The organism is Meiothermus hypogaeus (assembly GCF_003574035.1).
GTDB classification, from domain to species: Bacteria; Deinococcota; Deinococci; order Deinococcales; family Thermaceae; genus Meiothermus; species Meiothermus hypogaeus.
This window is the reverse complement of sequence record NZ_QWKY01000001.1, coordinates 62354-78078: the sequence shown is the minus strand read 5'-3', so window position 1 is coordinate 78078 and position 15725 is coordinate 62354. Positions and strand designations below refer to the sequence as shown.

Here is a 15725-nt window from a genome sequence, read left to right as displayed (position 1 = left end):
ACACAACGTTCAAGACTTGGCATAGTCTGGCAGTCGGGAAAGATAAGAGAAGGGAATGCACGCATCGTGACCCCCTTCCAGCCATAAAAGAACGCCTGGTAGGGGGTTTTGCTATAGCAAAACTCCTACCGAAAGCGCCCCAATCTCATCGCGGTAGGAGAGCTTTATGTCGCAAAAACACCGTTTCGAGACCCTTCAGCTCCACGCTGGCTACAGCCCCGACCCCACCACCGGTGCCCGCCAGGTGCCCATCTACGCCACCACGTCCTATCAGTTCAAGGATGCCGACCATGCCGCCCGGCTTTTTGGCTTGCAGGAGTTCGGCAATATCTACACCCGCATCATGAACCCCACCACCGATGTGCTGGAAAAGCGCATTGCAGCGCTGGAGGGGGGGGTAGCAGCCCTGGCCACCAGCTCAGGCCATGCGGCGCAGTTTTTGGCCATCACCAACATCGCCCAGGCGGGTGACAACTTTGTCTCCACCCCCAACCTGTATGGGGGCAGCATCAACCAGTTCAAGGTCACCCTGCCCCGCCTGGGAATTGAGAGCCGCTTTACCGACAGCGCCGAGAGCGTGGAGGATTTTATTCGACTCTCGGACGACAAAACCCGCTTCTGGTACCTGGAGTCGCTGGGCAACCCGGCCCTCAACATCCCCGACTTCGAGCTGATTGCCCAGGCTGCTCAGGAGCGTGGAATCGCCCTATTTGTGGACAACACCTTTGGGCATGGGGGTTACCTTTTCCGCCCCCTTGAGTGGGGGGCCAATGTCGTGACCCACTCCGGCACCAAATGGATTGGGGGGCATGGGGCGGCCATTGCGGGCCTGATTGTGGATGGCGGCAACTTCAACTGGGACAATGGGCGGTATCCACTGATCACCGAGCCGCAACCGGGCTACCACGGCCTCGAGTTGCACAAGGCCCTGGGGAACCTGGCCTTCATTATCAAAGCCCGCGTAGACGGCCTGCGCGACCAGGGGCAGTGCCTGGGCCCCTTTGAGGCTTTCTTGTTGCTGCTGGGCCTCGAGACCCTCTCGCTGCGCTCTGAGCGCCACGTAGAAAACACCCTGGCCCTGGCTCACTGGTTGCGCGAGCAAGACGAGGTAGCCTGGGTCAACTACCCCGGCTTAGACGACCACCCCAGCCATGCCAAGGCCCAAAAGTACTTCAAGGGAAGGCCAGGGTCGGTGCTGACGTTTGGTCTCAAAGGCGGCTATGAGGCGGCCAAAAACTTCATCAATCGGCTTGAGCTGGTTTCGCACCTCGCTAATGTTGGCGATACCCGTACCCTGGCCATTCACCCGGCTTCCACCACCCACTCCCAGCTATCGCCGGAAGAGCAAGTCCGCGCCGGGGTCAATCCGGAGCTGGTGCGCATCAGCGTGGGACTGGAAGCCATTGAAGATATTCAGGCCGACCTCAAACAAGCCCTGCGCTCAAAGGTAGGCGTTTGATGCGTTCTAGCAGTGCGCTGCAGGGTTTGTGGAGAGGAAGACTGCCATGACCGACTTGCTGGTACAAGAGGCCTGGGGCGACCACGAGGCCTTGCTGATCAAGCCACCCAAGAGTCGGGGCCGGGTGCTCCCACCGGTGCCGGCTCAGGCCCTGGTTGCGGGTGGTTTTCGCCTCGAGTACGGCGGAGCCCTGCCGGAGTTGCGCATGCGCTACGAAACCTACGGACAACTCAACCTTGACCGCAGCAACGCGGTGCTGGTGTTTCATGCCTGGACGGGCTCGGCGCATCTGGCCGGCACCTACACCAAGGAGACCCTCAGCAGTCTGCCCAGGCTTGACCAGGCCTTTGGGCCCGATGGTTGGTGGGACGAGTTGGCGGGGCCAGGTCGAATGCTCGATACCGAGAAGTATTTTGTGATTTGCGCCAACCATATTGGCAGTTGTTACGGCTCTACCGGCCCGCTTTCGCTTAATCCAGCCACAGGTCGCCCTTATGGCCCCGATTTTCCTAAACTCACCGTGCGCGACCTGGCCCGCGCCCAGGCCAAGCTTCTGGACTTCCTGGGCATCGAAAAGGTCACCCTGCTGGGGGGTAGCTTGGGCGGTATGGTGGCTCTCGAGTTTGCCCTTCTGTATCCACATCGGGTCAATAAACTGGTGGTTCTGGCGGCCCCTCCCGTGCATAGCCCTTGGGCCCGAGCCTTCAATCGGCTCTCGAGGGAGGCGGTGCTTATCGACCCTGGCTACCAGGGGGGGCACTACACCGAGCAGCCACTGGGTTTGCAGCTGGGTAGGGCCCTGGCCATGCTTTCCTTCCGTTCACCCGACTCCTTCCGGCTGCGCTGGCAGCATCACCCCGAGCGTGGCGAAAGCTACGTGCTGTACCAGGGGGAGAAGTTTGCCAGGCGGTTCGATGCGAATGCCTATCTGGTGCTTTCCGAGGTTATGGACACCCACGATGTGGGCCGGGGGCGGGGTGGGGTCGAGGCGGCTCTGAAGCAGCTTCGGGGTACCCCAAGCTTGTTTGTGGGCATTAACTCCGACGTCCTCTACACTGCCCAGGAGGTTCGGGAGATGGCTGCTTTGAGTGGAGGCATCTACCGCGAGATTCACAGCCCTCATGGTCACGACGCCTTTCTAATTGAAACCGACCAGGTTGAGCGCATTCTGGGCGATTTCCTATAAACAGAGGCCTGTTGGATAAAAAACCGCTGGGGCTTTCCAAGCCTCCGGATGCCCACATCGTCTCATCACAGTGATACCGGATTCGAAAAGACAGTTTGCAAAAACAAAAACCTCAATATATTGTCTTTTTGAATCCTAGAGCACACCCTTCCAAGGGGCGGTATCGCCCTCCGCTACGCGGATAACTTCCAAGGGGCGGTATCGCCCTCCGCTACGCGGATAACTTCGGCCCGGTTGATTCGTTATCGTTCGGTAACGAATCAACCAAATCTGGTATGAGTGCGCCTATCCTTGGGGCCATACGTACTCCTCAAATATCTCATCTTGTGCTACTATTTTTGCACAGCAGCTTGAAGACTCAGGGTGCTTGTTGCATTTATGTGCGCTAATGTGCTAGCATTATTTTTGTGTTTTGTGGCCTGCACCCCTGGTGTGTTCCACAAAAAGCGTAAGAATCAGCCGCCGCAGGGAACTTTTTCGCCTGCGGAAGAACCCTGTTAGCTTACGAAAACCCCCCACAAGGCCCAGAGCAAGCTGTATCCGTGCCCTAAAGTGCGGAGAAGAGCCACGGGTTAAGAGGTGTTTTGATGAAGATAGAGCGGTTCGGCAAGATTACAGAAGTTATTCCCTTCCCACCCCTCACCGAAATCCAGGTTGATTCCTTCACCAAAGCCTTACAGGCCCATGTTCCCGCCTCCAAGCGGGAAGCCATTGGTCTACAAGCCGCCTTCAAGGAGACCTTCCCCATCGAAGAAGGGGAGAAGGGGCGGGGTCTGGTGCTGGATTTCCTCGAGTACCGACTGGGCGACCCGCCTTTCAATCAGGATGAGTGCCGGGAGAAAGACCTAACCTATCAAGCACCGCTGTACGCCAAGTTGCTGCTGGTGCACAAGGACACCGGTTTGCTCAAAGAAGACGAGGTTTTCCTGGGCGACCTTCCCCTCATGACCGAAGATGGCTCGTTTATCGTCAATGGGGCAGATCGGGTGATCGTTTCGCAGATTCACCGCTCTCCAGGGGTATACTTCACCGCCGACCAGGCCCGCCCTGGTAAATATGTGGCCTCGGTCATTCCCTTGCCCAAGCGTGGCCCCTGGATCGACCTCGAGTTCGAGCAGTCTGGCGTGGTGGTGATGAAGGTCAACAAAAAGAAGTTCCCGCTGGCACTTCTTCTAAAGGTTTTGGGCTTCACCGCCGAAACCCTCAGCAAGGAACTCTCGGCCTACCCCGACCTGCTTCCAGGTCTACTGGAAGCCCAGTACCGGGGCAACAAAGCCCTCGAGATGGGCGTGGACGAAGCGCTGCTCAAACTCTTCACCGAGCTGCGCCCCGGTGACCCGCCCAAGCGCGACAAGGCCATCACCTACTTGCACTCGCTGCTCTCTGACCCGCGCCGCTACGACCTGGGGGAGGCAGGCAAGTACAAGGCCCAGCAAAAACTGGGCATCAAGCTCTCGGGCCGCATGCTCATCAAGTTTGAGAACGGCGAGTTCAAGGACGAAGGCCTGCTGCCAGTGCTCAAATACCTCTTTGCCCTGCAAAGCGGTGAACCCGGCTACGAAGCCGACGACATTGACCACCTGGGCAACCGTCGCATTCGCACTGTGGGCGAGCTTTTGGCCGACCAGTTCCGGGTAGGTCTTTCTCGCCTGGCCCGCGGCGTGCGCGAGCGTATGCTCCTCGGTACACCCGAAAGCGCCACCCCGGCCAAGCTGGTCAATAACCGCCCTCTGGTAGCCGCCATTCGCGAGTTCTTTGGGCGCAGCCAACTGAGTCAGTTCAAAGATCAGACCAACCCCCTCTCGGAATTGCGCCATAAGCGTCGTATTTCAGCGCTGGGCCCGGGTGGTCTGACCCGGGAGCGGGCGGGTTTCGATGTGCGCGACGTGCACCGCACTCACTATGGGCGCATCTGCCCCATCGAGACGCCTGAGGGTGCCAACATCGGCCTGATCTCCTCGCTGGCTTCGTTTGGTCGTATCAACGATCTGGGCTTCATCCTGACCCCCTACCGCAAGGTGGAAAACGGCAGGGTGACCGACAAGGTCGATTTCATGACTGCCACCGAGGAAGACCGCTTTGCCATTGCCCAGGCCAACACCCCACTCAAACCCGATGGGCATTTCGATACCCAGCAGGTGGTGGTGCGCAAGAAAGGCGAGCCCATTGTGATGCGTCCTGAAGACGTCGAATACATGGACGTTTCGCCCAAGCAGATTTTCTCGGTCAACACCAACCTGATTCCCTTCCTCGAGCACGACGACGCCAACCGCGCCCTGATGGGCTCCAACATGCAAGCCCAGGCGGTGCCCCTGCTGCGGGCTCAAAGCCCGGTGGTTATGACCGGCGTGGAAGAGCGGGTGGTGCACGACTCCCTGACCTCGCTTTACTCCCATGTGGATGGCGTGGTGGAGTATGTGGATGGCTCCAAAATCCATATCCGGGGGGACGATAAGGGCCTCTACGAGTTCAACCTGCGCCGTTTCACCCGCTCCAACCAGGGAACCGCCCTTGACCAACGTCCCCGGGTCTCCAAGGGGCAGAAGGTCAAAAAAGGTGACCTCCTCGCCGACGGCCCCGCCTCCGACGAAGGACGGCTGGCTCTGGGACAAAATGTACTCCTGGCCATCATGCCCTTCGATGGCTACAACTACGAGGACGCCATTGTTATCTCCGAAGACCTTCTGCGCCGCGACTTCTACACCTCGGTGCACATCGAGCGCTACGAGATTGAGGCCCGCGACACCAAGCTAGGCCCCGAGCGTGTCACCCGGGACATTCCCAACCTTTCCGAAGCTGCCTTGCGCGACCTCGACGAAGACGGGGTGGTGCGGATTGGCGCTGAGGTCAAGGCCGGTGACATTCTGGTGGGCCGTACGAGCTTCAAGGGTGAGACCGAGCCCACCCCCGAAGAGCGGCTTTTGCGCAGTATCTTCGGTGAAAAGGCCCGCGACGTCAAGGATACTTCCCTGCGGGTGCCTCCCGGCGAGGGGGGCATTGTGGTGCGCACCCTGCGCTTGCGTCGGGGCGACCCTGGTGTGGAGCTTAAGCCCGGCGTGCGGGAGGTAGTACGGGTGTATGTGGCCCAGAAGCGTAAGCTGCAAGTGGGCGATAAGCTGGCCAACCGCCACGGCAACAAGGGCGTAGTTTCCAAGATTCTGCCCCCCGAAGACATGCCGCACATGCCCGATGGTACCCCGGTGGACATCGTGCTCAACCCACTAGGCGTTCCCAGCCGCATGAACCTGGGGCAGATTCTGGAAACGCACCTGGGATTGGCCGGCTATGAACTTGGCCTCAAGTTTATTACGCCGGTATTTGACGGCATTGCCGAAAGTGAAATTAAAGAGATGCTGGGTAAGGCCTTCGACAAGAAGTGGGAGGCTCGTACCAAAGCCGGTTTTGGCCTTGACAACCGCGAGCGTGAAGTGCTGGCCAGAGCCGCCAAGCTGGGTCTTGTGGACGGTACGAAAGACCCCGCCGAACAGTTACGCGAAGTGGCTCAACAGGGCAAGAGCGTGCTGTATGACGGACGTACCGGTGAGCCCATCGAAAGCCCCATTGTGGTGGGGGTGATGTACATCATGAAGCTCTACCACATGGTCGAGGACAAGATGCATGCCCGCTCTACAGGCCCTTACTCCCTCATTACCCAGCAGCCCCTGGGCGGCAAGGCGCAGTTCGGGGGTCAGCGCTTTGGCGAGATGGAGGTGTGGGCGCTAGAAGCCTACGGTGCGGCGCACACGCTGCAAGAAATCCTTACCATCAAGTCTGACGATATTGAGGGTCGCAACGCTGCGTATGAGGCCGTGGTCAAAGGTGAAGATGTGCCCGAGGCCAGCGTACCGGAAAGCTTCAGGGTACTGGTGAAGGAATTGCAGTCGCTGGGCCTGGATGTCGAGACCTACGACGAGAATGCCAGGAATCTCGACATCTTTGAAGGGTTGGCTAGCCGCCGATGATGATGTGGTTCACAAGCCAGCAACTACCACTGGGCCTATGACTTGAGACACAAGTTCACGGAGTGAACGATGATTAAACGAGAAGTTCGCAAAGTAAGAATCGGACTGGCCTCCCCCGATAAGATTCGGAGCTGGAGCTATGGCGAGGTTGAGAAACCCGAGACCATCAACTACCGCACCCTGAAACCCGAACGCGATGGGCTTTTTGATGAGCGCATCTTCGGGCCGCAGAAAGACTACGAGTGCGCTTGCGGCAAGTACAAGCGCCAGCGCTTCGAGGGCAAGGTGTGTGAGCGCTGTGGGGTAGAGGTCACCAAGAGCATTGTGCGGCGTTACCGCATGGGGCACGTGGAGCTGGCGACCCCGGTCGCGCACATCTGGTATGTAAAAGATGTGCCCTCCAAGATTGGCACCCTCCTCGACCTGTCGGCTCAGGAACTCGAGCAAGTCCTGTACTTTGCCAAGTACATCACCATAGACCCCAAAGGGGCCATGCTGGGCGGTGTGCCGGTGCAGAAGCGCCAGCTCCTCACCGACGACGAGTACCGTGAGCTGCGCTTTGGCAAGCAAGAGACCTACACCATTCCGGCCGGGGTGGAGACCTTTGTTAAGGACGGTGAAGAGGTCAAAAAAGGCCAGGAGCTGGCACCGGGGGTGGTGAGCAAGATGGATGGGCTGGTGCTTTTCCGCTTCCCCCGTCGCATCCGGGTCGAGTACGCCGATAAAGAACGGGCCCGACTGACCCTCCCCAAAGCTGCCTGGATCGAGCAGGATAAGTACAAGCCGGGCGAACCCTTGGCCGAGCTCGAGGCCTCCTACCAGATCACCACCGAGGACTCTGGGGTGGTGGATGTGGAAGAGCTGGGCGATGGGGCCCTGGTCAAAATCCTGGACCCCGACACCAGCACGGTCAGCGCCATTTACCTGATTCCTGTGGGAATGCACCTCAAGGTAGGCCAGGGTGAGCTGGTGGGCAACGGCGACGTGCTGGCCCAGGGCAAGGGCCAGCTCAAGATGCCCAAGGGTCTCAAAGTGGAAAAGCTCGAGGCCGAAGCTGCCAAGAAGGAAGTGCACCTGAGCTTTACCCTCGAGCGCCCTCGTGTGGCCGACTATCCCCTCCAGCCCCACATGCACGTGCTGGCCGGCGAAGGTATGCAGGTGCGCAAGGGTGATAAACTGGTGGGCGCAATCGAGCCCGAAGAAGAGGTCCACGCCGAGGCCGATGGAGTGGTGCACCTGCACGAGCCGGCCTCCATTGTGGTGATGAAGGCCAAGCTTTACCCCTTCGAGGACGATGTGGACGTGACCAACGGCGACCGGGTCTCGCCCGGCGACGCCCTGGCCGACGGCGGCAAGGTGACCTCGGAAATTTATGGCCGGGTGGAGGTGGACTTCATTCGCATGGCCGTGCGGGTCATCGAGTCCTACGACATCGATGCCAAAATGGGGGCCCAGGCTATTCAGGAACTGCTCAAGGACATTGACTTGAGCGTGCTCGAGGCCGAACTAGTAGAAGAGATGAAGCACCCCAGCCGCGCCCGTCGGGCCAAAGCCCGCAAGCGGCTCGAGGTGGTGCGGGCCTTCCGCGACTCCGGCAACCGCCCCGAGTGGATGGTGCTGGAGGCGGTGCCGGTGCTGCCCCCCGACCTGCGCCCCATGGTGCAGGTGGACGGAGGGCGCTTCGCGACCAGCGACCTCAACGACCTCTACCGTCGCCTGATCAACCGCAACAACCGTCTGCGCAAACTGCTGTCGCAAGGCGCGCCCGAGATGATCATCCGCAACGAGAAGCGCATGCTGCAAGAAGCAGTGGATGCCCTGTTGGACAACGGGCGGCGCGGCACCCCGGTCACCAACCCCGGCTCCGACCGGGCCCTGCGCTCGCTCACCGACATTCTCTCGGGCAAGCAAGGCCGCTTCCGCCAGAACCTGCTGGGCAAGCGAGTGGACTACTCGGGCCGCTCGGTGATTGTGGTGGGGCCGCAGCTCAAGCTGCACCAGTGCGGCCTGCCCAAGCGCATGGCCCTGGAGCTCTTCAAGCCCTTTTTGCTCAAGAAAATGGAGGAGAAGGGCATCGCCAACAACGTCAAGAGCGCCCGCAAGATGCTGGAGCGCTCCCGCGACATCAAGGACGAGGTATGGGATGCCCTGGAAGAGGTCATCCACGGCAAGGTGGTGCTTTTGAACCGGGCGCCCACCCTGCACCGCTTGGGCATTCAGGCCTTCCAGCCGGTGCTGGTCGAGGGTCAGTCCATCCAGCTTCACCCCCTGGTCTGCGAGGCTTTCAACGCCGACTTCGACGGTGACCAGATGGCCGTACACGTGCCACTCTCGAGCTATGCCCAGGCCGAGGCCCGCATCCAGATGCTCTCGGCCCACAACATCCTCTCGCCGGCCTCGGGTGAACCCGTAGCCAAGCCGGCCCGCGACATCATCCTGGGCCTGTACTACATCACCCAGCTCCGTCGCGAGAAGAAGGGCCAGGGCCTGGAGTTCAAGACCATTGAAGAGGCCCTGCAAGCCTATGAGGAAGGCAAGGTGGCCTTGAACGCCAAAATTAAGGTGGCGGGCAAAGAAACCAGTGTGGGTCGCCTTAAGTACGTCTTTAGCAGCGTGGATGAAGCCCTCCTGGCCGTGCAGAGCGGTGTGGTGGATCATCAGGACGTGGTCACGGTGCGCCTGGGTAATCGACTCCTGGAAACCTCACCGGGACGCATGCTCTTCTTGCGCATTGTCAGCGAGGCAGTTGAAGACACGGCGGCTGCGGAGGAGCTGGTGAACCTCGAGGTTGCCCAGGAGAAGAACTCGCTCAAAGACCTGGTCTACAAGAGCTTCCTGGTGCTCGGGGTGGAAAAGACCGCCAAGCTCCTGGACGCGCTCAAGTACTACGGCTTCGTGCTCTCGACCACATCGGGTATCACCATTGGCATCGACGATGCGGTGATTCCGGTTGAGAAAAAGCAGTTCTTGCAGGAAGCCGATGCCAAGCTGGCCCAAATTGAACAGGCTTTCGAACTGGGCTTGATGACCGAGGAAGAGCGCTTCCAGCAGATTCTGCAGCTCTGGAGCCAGACCACCGAGAAAGTCACCAATGCAGTCTTCAAGAACTTCGAGGAAAACTACCCCTTCAACCCGCTCTACGTCATGAGCCAGTCGGGGGCCCGCGGTAACCCTCAGCAAATTCGCCAGATTTCCGGCATGCGTGGCCTTATGGCCAAGCCTTCGGGCGAGACTTACCCGGTGCCGGTGAAGGCGTCCTTCCGCGAGGGTCTAACGGTGCTGGAGTACTTCATCTCGACCCACGGGGCCCGCAAGGGTGGTGCAGACACCGCCCTGCGTACTGCCGACTCGGGCTACCTGACCCGCAAGCTGCACGACGTGGCCCACGAGGTGATTGTGCGGGAAGCCGACTGCGGCACGCCCGACTACATCTCGGTGCCGCTTTTGCAGTTCGACGAGGCCTTCCGCAACAAGCGGCTGCGCAAAAAGAGCGACATCGAGTCGGGGTTGTATGGCCGTACGGTGGCCCGCGAGTTTGAAATCAAGGGCAAGGTGTTTGCCGAAGGGCACCAGCTGAGCCTCGAGGATGTAAACCTCATCGTCAAGGCCGCCGAGGAGCGCCTGATTGAAGAAGTGCCCGTTCGTTCGCCCCTGACCTGCCGCACCCGCTACGGGGTCTGCCAGCACTGCTATGGCTGGGATCTGTCGGCGGCTAAGCTGGTCTCCATCGGCGAAAGCGTGGGGGTGGTGGCCGCCGAGTCCATCGGGGAGCCCGGTACCCAGCTCACCATGCGTACCTTCCACACCGGTGGGGTGGCCACCGGCACCGACATTACCCAGGGCTTGCCGCGCGTAATCGAGCTCTTCGAAGCCCGGCGCCCCAAGGTTAAGGCGGTGATTGCCGAGATCGACGGCACCATTCACATCGAAGAGCACGAGGACAAAATCAGCATCTTTGTCAGCAGCGAGGGCTTTTCCAAGGAGTACAAAGTACCCAAGGAAGCGCGTATTACCGTCAAGGAAGGCGAGACGGTGGAAGCCGGACAGCCCTTGACCCGTGGGGCCATTGACCCCCACCAGCTGCTGGAAGCCAAAGGCCCCGAGGCGGTAGAGCGCTACCTGACCGACGAAATCCAGCGCGTATACCGGGCCCAGGGGGTGAAGCTGCACGACAAGCACATCGAGACCATCGTGCGACAGATGCTCAAGTACGTAGAGATTACCGACCCCGGCGATAGCCGCTACCTCGAGGGTCAGGTGATCGAGAAGTGGGATGTGGAATCGGCCAACGAAGCACTAATGGCCGAGGGCAAAACCCCCGCGAGCTGGAAGCCCATGTTGATGGGCGTAACCAAGAGCGCCCTCTCGACCAAGAGCTGGCTCTCGGCGGCCAGCTTCCAGCACACCACCCACGTGTTGACCGAAGCAGCCATTGCCGGCAAACTCGACGAGCTGATTGGCCTCAAGGAAAACGTGATTCTGGGTAAGCTGATTCCCGCCGGTACCGGCTCCGACTTTGTGCGCGATACCCAGGTGGTAGACCAGAAGACCCTGAGGCGCCTCGAGGAGGCCCGCCGCGAGGCCGAGCAAGTGCCGGTTGGGTCGCGGCGCCCGGGTGTGCGTCCCGAACAACCCGCTCGCGAGGCCTAGACTGAGCTCGAGGTACAGGCTGTAGGTGTTGGCCTACAGCCTATAACCTGTAGCCTTTGGGATAGCCAATAGCGGCCTCCAAAAAGAACGCCAACTCCAATGCCAGATTCGCTTGATTCATTACCGTTCGGTAACGAATCAACATGGCCGAAGTTATCCGCGTAGCGGAGGGCGATACCGCCCCTTGGAAGTTATCCGCGTAGCGGAGGGCGATACCGCCCCTTGGAAGGGAGACGATTTTCTCGCCGACCGTTCGGGAGGGTGTGCTCTGGGATTCAAAAAAGACAACCTATAGTTTTAGTGGTTTTGTAAACTGTCTTTTTTGAATCTGGTATAAATTCATGCCATCGGGCAGATTGCTTATGAAGGCCAGACTCTACCTCGTTTTTCAGCAGATTGGTGCCGATTTATTCTCGGCCGGACTGGCCTCGGCCACTTCGGGGAACTACTCGGTGCGGGAAGGCAATGGGCTCTGGATTACCCGCTCAGGCGCGCAGAAAGCCCATCTGACCCCCGACGACCTGATGTTTCTGCCTCTCGAGCCGGACCCTGAGCGAGACCAGGGCGCCTCGGTGGAGCGGGTGATACACCGGGCCATCTACCGGCAATCCGACGCAACAGCGGTGGTGCATGCCCATCCCCGCCATGCGATTGCGCTGTCGTTTCACCTCGAGTCCATCCAACCCATTGACCTCGAGGGCCTGTACTACTTTGACCAGATTCCGGTGGTCGCCCCCAAAACCGCCTCGGGAACCCAGGAAGCCGCCGAAGCTGTGGCCCTGGCGCTAAAAGAACACCCTGCTTGTGTGATTCGTGGGCATGGGGCCTTTGTCAAAAGCAGCCTGGAAAACTCCGATAAAGCTCTCCTGCAAGCCTACTCGCTTATGACCAGCCTCGAGGAAGCCTGCGAGGTGCTTTTTTTGGAACGTTTATGGCGAGGAAATGCCGGCCGAGCTTCCTCGTAGCAAGCGTCTCGAGGAAGCCTGCGAGGTGCTTTTTTTGGAACGTTTATGGCGAGGAAATGTCGGCCGAGCTTCCTCGTAGCAAGCGTCTCGAGGAAGCCTGCGAGGTGCTGTTTTTGGAACGTTTATGGCAAGGAAATGCCGGCCGAGCTTCCTCGAAATAAGCGTATTGAGCGCATCATAAGCGCTCTCCTGCTTGAGACTTGCAAATGAAAGGGTACAGTAGAAGCAGATGAAAGTACTTTTTGTGGAGGGTAAAAACCTCGATGTGCTGCGAGGTTTGGCGCGGCAATTTCCCCATCCCTACCGGCTTTTGTACCGTGCGGAACAGGAACTCTATCTACTCGAGGTCTGGGCCCATACCCCTGAGATGGAGCGCGCTGCGGCCGGGCTGGAGGGTTTTCGCAGCTGGAGTTTTGAGTTGCTCGAGGAGGGGAGTCGGCAACCGGGATAGTGGGGGCTTTTAGTCATTGGCTCTAAGCCGGTAAGGAACCTTATGCGCGAAGAAATAGATTTGATTGCTGTGGACGATGGGGTGGAGGTCTACCTCGAGGACACCGGCCCCCTGGATGCCCCGGCCATAGTGGTACTGCATGGGGGGCCTGGGGGAAGCAGTTATACCCTGCGCGAGGGGCTGGAGGAATACCTGGAAGGCTTCCGGGTGCTCTACCTTGATCAGCGGGGGGGAGGCCGCAGCCCCGCGCTCCCGGAAGAACCGGGCCTTTTTACCATTGATGCACTGGTCGGCGACCTTTTTCATCTGCGCGATCACCTCGGCCTGGATTCCTGGACCCTGCTGGGACACGGTTTTGGTGGGCTGCTGGCCCTGGACTATGCCCGCCGTTCCCCAAAGACCACCCAGCGACTGGTGCTGGTTAACCCCTGGATCAACTTTCCCTGGCTGGCCGGCCAGCTCTACCGGGCCTCGCTGGGGTTGCGGGGTATCGAAGAGCACGAAATCGAGTTGGAGCTTGAAGACGGCACCCGGCTGCTCCAGGAAGCTTTTGCCGAGGTAGAGCCCAAAGCGGCCTTTGACAAGCTCTTGTTTCCCAGCCAGCACAGCCGCATGGAATACGAATGGATGGCGGAGGGCTCTACCGTGATGGGCGCCGATACGCCTGGGCGGATGTTCGTGCTAAACGGGCTATGGCGCCTGGACTACACCCCTTTTTTACTGGAGATACAAGCGCCCTGCACGGTATTGTTGGGTGCTTTGGATGCCAGTAGCTACCCCGAAGCCCAGACCATTTCCGATCTGGTCGGCGGGCAGCTCGAAATTATTGAAGGGGCGGGTCACTACCCCTGGATCGACCAGCCCCAAGCTTTTGCCGAGGCCATTCACAACGCGCTGCTAGGGATACACTAGCTATCTAAGAAAATATCGGAACGCCGAATTGTAAGACTATTACGGTTTGTGCGAGCAGGTGCTTTTTATTCAAGCCCAATCTTAGCCCTATGCACACCCACCGGGCCTATTTAGCCTCACGCTTAAGGGCGTGATTGACCTGCGGGGCTTTCGGGGTTGGGCTGAGTTGAATGAGCAGCCCTTCTTGCGCCTATTGCGCGAGGAAAAAGTCTCCAGGCGTGCTTTTGAGTGCTGGCTGGTGCAGGAGCAATACCTGTACCAAGCCATGCTGGACCTGCAGACCGCTTTGCTGCGCCGGGCGCCGCAAAAACACCGTCTGATTATGGTCAACGCCCTGCTGGTCACGGTAGAAGAGCTGGACTGGCTGGCCGACCTCGAGCTGCCCCCCGTGCCTGTCCACCCCGCCCGCCAGCATTACCTGGATTTTCTGCACGGTCTCGAGCAAGTCCCTTATGCCATGGGTTGTGTAGCCCAATGGGCCAGGCATAGGGCTTTTTTCGACGCCTGGAGTTCCCACCCGCTCCCAGAGGCACCAGGCGGTCTGGCCGACCTGGTAGCCCAGCACTGGATGGCTCCCGAAGCGCAGGCCCTGTTGCACGATTTGGGTAGTCTGGCCCTCGAGGCTTCCGAAGAACTGCGTCCTGCGGAAGTGGATGGGGTCGTGGGCCGGGTGCTGCAACTCGAGCAGTCGGCCTGGGAGATGGCCTTGGAGTTTGCTCTGGGGGATAGCCTGGGCGAGGGGTCTAGTAAAGCTTAGCGCCTTTGTGTTAAATCCGATACACAAAGCCCTTCAGATACTACCTAGCCTTAGTCCTGGGAGGTAACCCATGAAAAAGTGGATGCTGTTGCTAGGACTAATGCTGGTAGGCGGGGTATTGGCACAGGTGGCCAGCCTGACGGAGAGTATTCGCGGGTATGCGGGTTGGACACGGGTTAATGTCAACAAAATCAACACTGCTGGGGCCCACCCCTTGGGTAAGGATGTCTATGTCAATCTGGCCCCAGAGCGCCTTGTGGGTGCGAATGGTAATTACAATCTGCCCTTCGCTCAAGGCACCATTTTTGTTAAGGAACGTGTCGATCCTACCAGTTTGACCGTTACCAATATCTGGGTGATGCAAAAGCGCAGCAACAGCGCAGGCGACTGGGCCTGGGCTGCTTACGAGCGTAAAGGTGATGCGTTCCAGGGTGGTGCGCTATCCAACCCGGCCATGTGCGTAGACTGCCATCGGCAGGCCAATGCCACCGACCAGGTTTTTACCTCCTGGGGTCGTCGCTAGTTATACCAACTCTACGACGAGGTGACACATAAAGCCTCTTGAATCCAAGGCCAAAAGCAAAGCCGCTTGACCCTGGTTGGATTAGCCGCAAGCTGGGCGAGGCACTCCTCAGCAGCCAGGCGTTTGTGCTCCAGTGAAGTGTACACTTTGCCTTCAATGGCCCGCCTGACCTCCTCAAACACCCGCTCGGCAGGATTGAGCTCGAGCGAATAGGCCGGCTGAATGATACGACTCCCCGCCAACTCGGACAGGCTACGATCCCCATGAACCCCCGCCCCATCCCAAACTTTGCCCTACCCCTGGCCCGCTACCTGGTCGCGCAAGGCGCCTGCCTGTATCCCATCCACCCCTCCCTGACCAGCCAGTACCGCAGCCGGGTCGAACGGCGCAAGGAGGATGGGCGGGATGCGGCCCATGCCGCCCATGCCCTGCTGGCCAATCCGCAACACCCCCGCTACCTGCCCTGCGAGGCCACCCTGGCCCTGCAGGAGCTGACCCGTTGCCGGGGGCAACTGGTATCGGTGCGCAAGGCCCTACAAGCACTACCTGGCCAGCTATGCCGGGGTGGCGCCGGTGTACCGGGGGAGTGGGCAGGTGGGCCGGGTGTGCGTAAACCCTGGGGGCAACCGGCGGCTCAACCATGTGCTGCACCTAGCGGTACTGACGCGGATTCGTCTGAACCAGCGGGGGTTTCGGGACTACTTCCTGCGCAAACGACAGGAGGGCAAGACCCCTCGGGAAGCCCTGCGACTGCTCAATACCTATCTGGCCCGCGAGGTCTATCGAGTCCTCAAGGCCCAGGTAAAGGCTTGACATACTAGGTTCGTATTGTAGTCGGTACGACCTAAACCGCCGTACCG

10 protein-coding genes and 1 pseudogene are annotated in these 15725 nt (G+C 59.6%); all 11 read left to right on the top strand.

What is annotated here, in order from left to right; genetic code table 11:
* Positions 1 to 166: 166 nt before the first annotated feature.
* Positions 167 to 1459 carry an O-acetylhomoserine aminocarboxypropyltransferase/cysteine synthase family protein gene (locus Mhypo_RS00355; protein ID WP_119339373.1) on the top strand — a complete coding sequence of 431 codons (1293 nt, stop codon included), beginning with the start codon at positions 167 to 169 and terminating at the stop codon, positions 1457 to 1459.
* A gap of 46 nt (positions 1460 to 1505) precedes the next feature.
* Positions 1506 to 2645 carry a homoserine O-acetyltransferase MetX gene (gene metX / locus Mhypo_RS00350; RefSeq protein WP_119339372.1) on the top strand — a complete coding sequence of 380 codons (1140 nt, stop codon included), beginning with the start codon at positions 1506 to 1508 and terminating at the stop codon, positions 2643 to 2645.
* A 587-nt stretch (positions 2646 to 3232) separates the two neighbouring features.
* Complete coding sequence (rpoB, locus tag Mhypo_RS00345; RefSeq protein WP_119339371.1) at positions 3233 to 6607, top strand: DNA-directed RNA polymerase subunit beta; 3375 nt, start codon at positions 3233 to 3235, stop codon at positions 6605 to 6607.
* Positions 6608 to 6679: 72 nt separating this feature from the next.
* Positions 6680 to 11257: a DNA-directed RNA polymerase subunit beta' gene (locus Mhypo_RS00340; protein ID WP_119339421.1), complete on the top strand. Its 4578-nt coding sequence runs from the start codon at positions 6680 to 6682 to the stop codon at positions 11255 to 11257.
* A gap of 362 nt (positions 11258 to 11619) precedes the next feature.
* Complete coding sequence (locus Mhypo_RS00335; RefSeq protein ID WP_119339370.1) at positions 11620 to 12222, top strand: class II aldolase/adducin family protein; 603 nt, start codon at positions 11620 to 11622, stop codon at positions 12220 to 12222.
* A 229-nt stretch (positions 12223 to 12451) separates the two neighbouring features.
* A complete protein-coding gene (locus tag Mhypo_RS00330) occupies positions 12452 to 12673 on the top strand; it encodes a hypothetical protein (RefSeq protein ID WP_119339369.1) in 222 nt (73 codons plus the stop codon).
* Between the two features lie 42 nt (positions 12674 to 12715).
* Positions 12716 to 13585 carry an alpha/beta fold hydrolase gene (locus Mhypo_RS00325; protein WP_119339368.1) on the top strand — a complete coding sequence of 290 codons (870 nt, stop codon included), beginning with the start codon at positions 12716 to 12718 and terminating at the stop codon, positions 13583 to 13585.
* Positions 13586 to 13715: 130 nt separating this feature from the next.
* Positions 13716 to 14342, top strand: a complete 627-nt coding sequence (locus Mhypo_RS00320) for a hypothetical protein (RefSeq protein ID WP_119339367.1) — start codon at positions 13716 to 13718, stop codon at positions 14340 to 14342.
* A gap of 70 nt (positions 14343 to 14412) precedes the next feature.
* Positions 14413 to 14865, top strand: a complete 453-nt coding sequence (locus Mhypo_RS00315; protein WP_119339366.1) for a cytochrome P460 family protein — start codon at positions 14413 to 14415, stop codon at positions 14863 to 14865.
* Between the two features lie 263 nt (positions 14866 to 15128).
* Positions 15129 to 15341 (top strand): annotated as a pseudogene (locus Mhypo_RS18820) (hypothetical protein); the annotation flags it as partial.
* Between the two features lie 70 nt (positions 15342 to 15411).
* The gene (locus Mhypo_RS17990; RefSeq protein ID WP_119339365.1) at positions 15412 to 15678 is read left to right on the top strand and encodes a transposase; all 267 of its coding nucleotides are present in this window, start codon (positions 15412 to 15414) and stop codon (positions 15676 to 15678) included.
* The last annotated feature ends 47 nt before the right edge of the window (positions 15679 to 15725 follow it).

Coding starts and splice junctions, on each gene's coding strand:
- Mhypo_RS00325 (WP_119339368.1), top strand. CDS start 12,716: ATGCGCGAAGAAATAGATTTGATTGCTGTGGACGATGGGGTGGAGGTC.
- rpoB (WP_119339371.1), top strand. CDS start 3,233: ATGAAGATAGAGCGGTTCGGCAAGATTACAGAAGTTATTCCCTTCCCA.
- Mhypo_RS00330 (WP_119339369.1), top strand. CDS start 12,452: ATGAAAGTACTTTTTGTGGAGGGTAAAAACCTCGATGTGCTGCGAGGT.
- Mhypo_RS00315 (WP_119339366.1), top strand. CDS start 14,413: ATGAAAAAGTGGATGCTGTTGCTAGGACTAATGCTGGTAGGCGGGGTA.
- metX (WP_119339372.1), top strand. CDS start 1,506: ATGACCGACTTGCTGGTACAAGAGGCCTGGGGCGACCACGAGGCCTTG.
- Mhypo_RS00335 (WP_119339370.1), top strand. CDS start 11,620: ATGAAGGCCAGACTCTACCTCGTTTTTCAGCAGATTGGTGCCGATTTA.
- Mhypo_RS00355 (WP_119339373.1), top strand. CDS start 167: ATGTCGCAAAAACACCGTTTCGAGACCCTTCAGCTCCACGCTGGCTAC.